This window comes from Christensenella sp. (assembly GCF_034927525.1).
GTDB lineage: Bacteria > Bacillota > Clostridia > Christensenellales > Christensenellaceae > Christensenella.
In genome coordinates this window covers 1-1,809 of the sequence record NZ_JAYFPU010000127.1, presented here as the reverse complement: position 1 = coordinate 1,809, position 1,809 = coordinate 1, and the positions used below count along the sequence as shown (strand labels likewise).

Below are 1,809 nucleotides of genomic sequence, written 5' to 3'. Positions count from 1 at the left end.
CTCAGACTCGTGATCGTTGCGTTTTTTTCTCCCCGTTCAACCTGTCCGATATAGGTTGGATGTACTCCCGCTTTTTTTGCCGCTACCTCTTGACTATAGCCCAAGGCCTTTCGACGCCGCTGCAGGCGATTTCCGATGGTTTGTACTAAGTCACTCATAATCTACCTCCAATGACTCATAAAATATGTAATCGGTGTTTCATCAAGTTGACTACTTGACGAATTTTCTTTCTTAATATTATATCACATTTCCCCTTTAAAATTTCCATTGCTTTTTAAAACGCATTTATTATTTTTTCTCTAGATGATATTGATCGCCCTTATTCCCCTCATCAAAAACAAAGGAATCCACAAGTCCGCTGGATACCCAAATGGTGTTGTCCGTGGTGACTAAAATGCCCTCGACCCCATCGGTTTTTTCAATATAATCCTTGGCAAAATCCTCGCCCATGAGGAATAGAGAGGTGGTCAGGGCGTCGGCCTGGGTGGAATCCGCACACACCACGGTGACCTGATGGAGGCCACTGTCTGCGGGCTGGCCGGTTTTGGCACTTAAGATATGGTGATACCGTCGGCCGGCGGCATCGGTAAAATACCGTTCATAATCCCCGGAGGTGACCACGGCCATATCCCTGGTGCGGATGCTCCCCAGGGGGGGGCTCCCTTTATCCTCTGGATCTTCCACGCCAACGACAAAGTCCTGGCCGTTGGTTTTCCCCCCAATGAGGACCACATTCCCCCCCAGATTCAGGATGGCATGTTCAACGCCCTCAGATTGAAGGGCTGCCCTGGCCTCTTCCCCAATAAAGCCCTTGGCAATGGCTCCGAGGTTCAGCTTCATGCCCGGCTCGGTCAGGTAGACGGAGTGGGTGGCAGGGTCTAACACCACCTTTTTATAATCCACCAGGGCTAAGGCCTGGGCAATGGCCTCGGCGGAGGGGGGCTCCTTGGTGTCCGGCTCTCCAATCCCCCATAAATCCACCAGGGGACCAATGGTGATATCGAAAGCACCATCCGTCAGGGTGGAGTAGGTCAAGCCTGTTTTGATCAGGTCGTAAGTCTCTGGGCTGACGGATACGGGCTCCATACCGGCGGCTCCATTGATGGCCCCAATTTCACTGTCGGTGCTGTAGGCATTGAGCTTTTTATCCCATTCCCGGATGCTTTGAAAGGGCCCATCCATCAGGCTGCTGTCCTCACTGCCGTAGAGTGTCATGGTAATGACGGTGTCCAGGGCAAAATCGCTTCGGGTGGTGACCTTTTGAGAGGCACAGCCCCCCAGAACAAGAAGGAGGACAAGGGTCAGACCGACCCCTATCCCCATTTTTCTTTGAGATTGCTTCATTCTGTTGTCTTCCGCTTCCAATTTTCCTGGACAGAGACATGCTTGTCTTCATCCATACAATATAAGGTCTTGGTAACCACGATGGTGTCTCCCCGTTCGTACAAAGCATCCAAATAATCCAAATAGGCCCCGGGGGTGATAATTCCGTTGATCCTTAAGATATCAATGCCACTCTTTCCCACGATGGTATCCGCCAGGGCGACACAGTTGGTCCCCACGGCGTAGTAGGTCTTAAAGGCATTGCCTTTTTTAAATTTGTAAAACTTTGCCTTGGTGGCGTTGTACAGGTCGCTGGAGACATCCTTGAAGTCTTCGGGCTGGCCGGGGATTTCACCCTCTTCACACTGCTGGGCCAGGGGCTTCCAGGGAATGGTATCCCCATAGATTTTTTCAATCTGTCCCTTTACCCCGGCTAGCTGTTCTGGTTCCAGGCTCAGACCATAGACCATAAGGATTTTCTTTTCC

General features: G+C 51.1%; 2 protein-coding genes and 1 pseudogene. All 3 read right to left on the bottom strand.

What is annotated here, in order from left to right; translation table 11 throughout:
- Positions 1 to 158, bottom strand: a 158-nt coding sequence (locus VB081_RS15000; RefSeq protein ID WP_410173276.1) for a helix-turn-helix domain-containing protein, incomplete at its 3' end; no start/stop codon positions are given.
- Positions 159 to 288: 130 nt separating this feature from the next.
- The gene (locus VB081_RS05220; RefSeq protein WP_323398287.1) at positions 289 to 1,344 is read right to left on the bottom strand and encodes an FAD:protein FMN transferase; all 1,056 of its coding nucleotides are present in this window, start codon (positions 1,342 to 1,344) and stop codon (positions 289 to 291) included.
- A pseudogene (locus VB081_RS05215) lies at positions 1,341 to 1,809 on the bottom strand (hypothetical protein); the annotation flags it as partial. The pseudogene VB081_RS05215 and the gene VB081_RS05220, both read right to left, overlap by 4 nt.

Excerpts from the sequence above, each read along its gene's own strand:
- VB081_RS05220 (WP_323398287.1), bottom strand. The coding sequence starts at position 1,344 with ATGAAGCAATCTCAAAGAAAAATGGGGATAGGGGTCGGTCTGACCCTT.